We start from the raw sequence: 4,840 nt of genomic DNA, 5'->3' as shown, positions 1-4,840 counted from the left end.
GCGCAACTCGTCGAGCGCGGGCATCGGCGCATCGCGCTGGCGATTCCCGGCGGCGATGCGATGCAGGCGCACATCTACCTGAGCGCCTGGCAGCGGGCGATGAAACGGCACGGCCTCGCGGTGCCCGCAGCGCACGTCCCGCCCCCCGCGCTCGCGGGGGGCGCGGCCGTGATGGGCGCCGATCTCGTCGCGCGCACCGTGGCCGCGCCGACGCAATTGCCGGTCGGCGTGGTGACGGCGCTCGCGGGCGTGCCCGTGTTCCTGTGGATGCTGCTGCGGAGACGCACGCGATGAGCGCCTTGCCGATCACGCCGTCGAGCGCATCGTCGAGTGCATCGCCGGGTGCATCGTCATTACTCGCCACGCGCGCGCTCACCTTGCGCGCGGGATCGCGCACGCTCGTCGAACACCTCACGCTCGACATCGGCGCGGGCGAAATCTGGTGCCTCGCGGGCGCGAACGGCGCGGGCAAAACCACCTTGATTTCCGCGCTCGCCGGTTTGCGCGACGCTGCGTCGGGCCATGTCGAAGTCGATGGCGTGACACTGCGCGACTGGCCGCCCGTGCCGCTCGCGCAACGACGCGCGCTGATGCCGCAAGACGTGCGCGACGCGTTCAGCGCAAGCGTGCTCGATACCGTGCTGCTCAACCGCTATCCGCATCTCGCGGGCTGGGGCTGGGAAAGCGACGACGATCGCGCCGCCGCGTATGCAGCGCTGGCCACGCTCGGCCTCGAAGCCTTCGCCGGGCGCGACGTGCTCTCGCTGTCGGGCGGCGAGCGTCAGCGCGTCGCGCTCGCGGCGGTGCTGTGTCAGGATGCGCCGCTGTTGCTGCTCGACGAACCGCTGGCGCATCTCGATCTGCATCATCAGATTGCGTGTCTCGATGCGCTCACGCAATGGGTTCGCGCCGGGACAGCAGACGAGCCGCGCGCCGTCGTGCTCTCGTGCCACGATCTCAATCTCGCGCGCCGTTTCGCGACCCACGCGCTGCTGCTCGACGGACGCGGCGGCTATTACGCCGGCCCCGTGCGCGAGGTATTGACGGCGGAGCGCGCGAGCGCAGCCTTCGGCCACGCGCTCGTGCTGATCCGCGACGGCCCGCACGAAGCGCTCGTGCCGGCGCTCGGTTCCACGCACGCGCCCGGCTGATCCGCATCGACCCGATTTCGCCCATCACACATGATTCGCGCGCGGCGACAAACACCCACGCGCCGCGCGCGCCGAACGCTAACGAACGACCTATGACCACGACGCTTTCCGATCTGCTCACCATCGAACCGCTCGACGTCTCGCTGCGCGACACGCTGCAACATCTGATCGACACCAAGACCAAGCCGCCGGGCAGCCTCGGCCGCCTCGAAACGCTCGCGCGCCAGCTCGGCATGATCCAGCGCAGCACGCAGCCGCGCGTGACCCGTCCCGCGATGATCGTGTTCGCGGGCGATCACGGCATCGCGCACGAAGGCGTGAGCCCGTATCCGCAAGCGGTCACGGCGCAGATGGTCGCGAATTTTCTCGCGGGCGGCGCGGCGATCAACGCGTTCAGCGGCGTGAGCGGGCTCGAGCTCGAAATCGTCGATGCGGGCGTGGCCGCGCCGTTGCCCGAATCGGCGCAACTCGTCAGCGTGCCGATCGCACGCGGTACGCGCAATTTCGCGCACGAGCCGGCGATGACGCGCGACGAAGCGGTGCGCGCGCTCGCGGCGGGCGCGGCGCGCGTGCGCCATCACGCGGCGCTCGGCACCAACGTGATCGGCTTCGGCGAGATGGGCATCGCGAACACGTCGGCGGCGGCGTGTCTGATGAGCCGTCTGTGCAACGTGCCCATCGACGAATGCGTGGGGCGCGGCACCGGTCTCGACAACGCCGGTCTCGCGAAGAAGCGCAACGTGCTGGCGGCCTCGCTCGCAAAGCACGCTCAGGTGCGCGAACCGCTCGACGTGCTCGCCACGTTCGGCGGCTTCGAAATCGCGATGATGACGGGCGCGTTTCTCGAAGCGGCGCGTCAGCGCATGGCGATTCTCGTCGACGGTTTCATCGCGACCTCGGCGCTGCTGGTGGCCGATTCGCTCGCGCCGAACGTGCGCGATTACTGCGTGTTCGCGCACGCGTCGAACGAAGCGGGCCATCGACGCATGCTCGATTATTTCGGCGGACGCGAACTGCTCGCGCTCGATCTGCGCCTCGGCGAAGGCACGGGCGCGGCGCTCGCGGTGCCGCTGCTGCGCGCGGCCGTGGCCTTCCTCAACGAGATGGCGAGCTTCGAGTCGGCGGGCGTGGACGACCGCGCCGATCACAGCGCCGATCACAGCGCCAATACGCCCGGCGCACGCCACTGATCCCGCGATGAATCCGCTCGCGGAACTGCGTTACTTCTTCACGGCGCTCGGCTATTTCACGCGCGTGCCGGTGCCGCGCTGGGTCGGCTTCGAGCCGCAGTGGCTCAATGCGGCGGCGCGTTATTTTCCGCTCGTCGGCGCGTTGATCGGCGCGCTCGCGGCGCTGGTCTATCTGGCGGCGCTGCGCGTGTTTCCGCCGGGCGTGGCGGTGCTGCTGTCGATGGCGGCGACGCTGCTCGCCACCGGCGCATTCCACGAAGACGGTCTCGCCGATTGTCTCGATGCGTTCGGCGGCGGCTACACGCGCGAGGACGTGCTGCGCATCATGCACGACTCACGGATCGGCGCGTTCGGCGCGATTGGCGCGGTGCTCGCGCTGCTCATCAAGTGGCAGACGCTCGCGGCGCTGCCGCCGCTGCGCGCGGCCACGCTGATGATCGCGGGTCATGCGGCGAGCCGTGCGTTCGCGATCAGCTATCTCGTCACGCTCGAATACGTACGGCCCGAGGGCAAGGCCAAGCCGGTCGCGCAGCGCATGGGCGCGGCCGCGCTCGGTTGCGCGCTGTTGTTCGGACTGCCGTGGCTGCTGTGGCCCGCGTGGCCGGACTGGCGCGCGGCGCTCGTCACCTTCGTCGTGCTGATCGCGCTGCGCTATGCGCTCGGCCGCTATTTCGTGCGGCGCATCGGCGGCTATACGGGCGATTGTCTCGGCTTCGCGCAGCAGGTGTTCGAGTTGGCGATCTACCTCGTGGGGCTCGCATGGATCTCGTACTGATCCGCCATCCGGCCGTTGCGGTCGAGCCGGGCGTTTGCTACGGCAGCACCGACGTGCCGCTCGCCGCGTCCGTCGAAGCGGGTGCGGCGGCGATTGCCGCGCGGCTGTCGACGCTCGGCGTGCGCGCGCCGCATCGCATCGCATCGAGTCCGCTGTCGCGTTGCGCGGGTGTCGCGGAGGCGCTCGCGCAACAGCATGTAACGCTCGTGCCGCAACACGATGCGCGTCTCGCGGAGATGGATTTCGGCGCGTGGGAAATGCAGCGCTGGGACGCGATCGAGCGCGCGCAGCTCGACGCCTGGGCCGCGGATTTCGAGCATGCTCGCGCGCATGGCGGCGAGAGCGTCGCGCAGTTCGACGCGCGCGTGACCGCGTGGTTCGAAGGCCTCGACGCGTTGGGACTGGCGCCGCGCGCGTGCCTGTGGACCGTCGCGCATGCGGGTGTGATCCGCGCGATTACGGCGCGTGCGCTGGGGCTGACGCTTGCGCGTTGTTCGAACTGGCCGCTGGAGATGGCCGCGATCGTGTGGCTACGCCGTGACCTGCACAGCGGCGAGTGGCAACTGGCTCGCTGGAACGCCTGATCGATTCGTTGTTTTGAATTGATTCGGATGGCGAATCAATTTGCCTTGCCAGCCGCGTCGCGCACGCGCGCCTGATCGAGATCCTTGCAAAGCTGCTCCGCGCCCTGCGCGAGACGCGGACCCGCGCGCGAGAGCAGATCGCCGTCGATGGCGAACAGATCGCCGTGCGCGACGGCCGCGAGTTGCGGCCACGCACGCCAGCGGTCGAGCGCGGGCAAGGGCCGATCCGGCACGGTCGCGCCGGGTGAGGCGGTCACGATCGCCTCGGGATTCGCGGCGAGCACGGCTTCGGTCGAGAGCGTCGGGACGGGCGGATGCAGCGCGGCGAACACATTGCGGCCGCCGCAGAGCGTGATGGCGTCGCTGATGATCTGCTCGCCGTTGATCGTCATGAGCGGCTGATCCCAGACTTCGTAGAACACGCGCACGGGCGCGCGCTGCGCGTAGCGCGTGCGCAGTTGCGCGATGTCGCGGCGATAGGCGTCGGCGGCGGCCTGCGCGGTGTCGTCGGTGCCGAACAGCGTGCCGAGTCGCGTGAGCGACGTCGCCACGTCGTCGAGACGATGCGGCTCGCTGAAGAACAGCGGGATATGCAGGTCGCGCAGGCGGTCGATCTGCTGCTGCGCGTTGCCGTGCCGCCAGACCACGATCAGGTCGGGCTTGAGCGCGGCGATGCGTTCGAGGTCGAGCGCGCGATTGTCGCCGATGCGCGGAACCTTCAGCGCGGCCGGCGGGTAATCGCTATAGCTCACGGTGCCGACGAGCTTCGCGCCGCCGCCTGCTGCGTAGATCAATTCGGTGGCGTGCGGCGCGAGGCTGATCACGCGCTGCGCGGGCGCGGCGAGCGTGACGGTGTTGCCCGCGTCGTCGGTCGCGCTGACGCTGGCGTGCGCCGTGCCGATCGAACACGCGATGCACGCGGCGTACGCGAGGAAAGCGGCGAAGCGGCGCATCAGCGCGACGCCTCCAGCGTGGCCATCGCCTGACTCAGCGCGATCTCGAAGCGCTGCCATTCTTCCTCCGATGCGGGCAGGCCGAAGCGCAGGCTCGCGGGCGCGTCGAAGCGGCGCGTCCACACCGCATGGCGGGCGAGCGCGTCCTGCAATTGCGCGGCGCGCGCGTCGTCGATCCACGCGAACA

General features: G+C 69.9%; 6 protein-coding genes and 1 pseudogene. 5 read left to right on the top strand and 2 right to left on the bottom strand.

The genetic code is table 11. The features are described from left to right. From G3N97_RS36675 to cobC, 5 genes are all read left to right on the top strand, one after another. On the top strand, positions 1-294 hold a 294-nt coding region (locus G3N97_RS36675; RefSeq protein ID WP_205997670.1), incomplete at its 5' end, for an iron chelate uptake ABC transporter family permease subunit. Next, a complete protein-coding gene (locus G3N97_RS36670) occupies positions 291-1,151 on the top strand; it encodes an ABC transporter ATP-binding protein (RefSeq protein ID WP_205997669.1) in 861 nt (286 codons plus the stop codon). The genes G3N97_RS36675 and G3N97_RS36670, both read left to right, overlap by 4 nt. Positions 1,152-1,243: 92 nt before the next feature. Beyond that, entirely contained in the window at positions 1,244-2,341 is a 1,098-nt protein-coding gene (gene cobT, locus G3N97_RS36665; protein ID WP_205997668.1) for a nicotinate-nucleotide--dimethylbenzimidazole phosphoribosyltransferase, read from the top strand. 7 nt (positions 2,342-2,348) lie between these two features. Then, on the top strand, positions 2,349-3,116 hold the full coding sequence (locus tag G3N97_RS36660; RefSeq protein ID WP_074984692.1) for an adenosylcobinamide-GDP ribazoletransferase: 768 nt from the start codon (positions 2,349-2,351) through the stop codon (positions 3,114-3,116). Next, positions 3,101-3,700, top strand: a complete 600-nt coding sequence (gene cobC / locus G3N97_RS36655; protein ID WP_205997667.1) for an alpha-ribazole phosphatase — start codon at positions 3,101-3,103, stop codon at positions 3,698-3,700. Before G3N97_RS36660 ends, cobC begins: the two co-directional genes overlap by 16 nt. A gap of 35 nt (positions 3,701-3,735) precedes the next feature. On the opposite strand, the gene G3N97_RS36650 is transcribed toward cobC, so the two are convergent. Together G3N97_RS36650 and G3N97_RS36645 are read right to left on the bottom strand one after the other, a co-directional pair. After that, complete coding sequence (locus G3N97_RS36650; protein WP_205997666.1) at positions 3,736-4,653, bottom strand: cobalamin-binding protein; 918 nt, start codon at positions 4,651-4,653, stop codon at positions 3,736-3,738. Further along, a pseudogene (locus G3N97_RS36645) lies at positions 4,653-4,840 on the bottom strand (threonine-phosphate decarboxylase); the annotation flags it as partial. The pseudogene G3N97_RS36645 and the gene G3N97_RS36650, both read right to left, overlap by 1 nt.

The organism is Paraburkholderia sp. Ac-20347 (genome assembly GCF_017104805.1).
Lineage (GTDB): Bacteria > Pseudomonadota > Gammaproteobacteria > Burkholderiales > Burkholderiaceae > Paraburkholderia > Paraburkholderia tropica.
Note: the sequence above shows the minus strand (reverse complement) of the source record. Positions and strands in the feature narration are given on the sequence as shown.

Coding starts and splice junctions, on each gene's coding strand:
- G3N97_RS36650 (WP_205997666.1), bottom strand. CDS start 4,653: ATGCGCCGCTTCGCCGCTTTCCTCGCGTACGCCGCGTGCATCGCGTGT.
- cobT (WP_205997668.1), top strand. CDS start 1,244: ATGACCACGACGCTTTCCGATCTGCTCACCATCGAACCGCTCGACGTC.
- G3N97_RS36660 (WP_074984692.1), top strand. CDS start 2,349: ATGAATCCGCTCGCGGAACTGCGTTACTTCTTCACGGCGCTCGGCTAT.
- cobC (WP_205997667.1), top strand. CDS start 3,101: ATGGATCTCGTACTGATCCGCCATCCGGCCGTTGCGGTCGAGCCGGGC.
- G3N97_RS36670 (WP_205997669.1), top strand. CDS start 291: ATGAGCGCCTTGCCGATCACGCCGTCGAGCGCATCGTCGAGTGCATCG.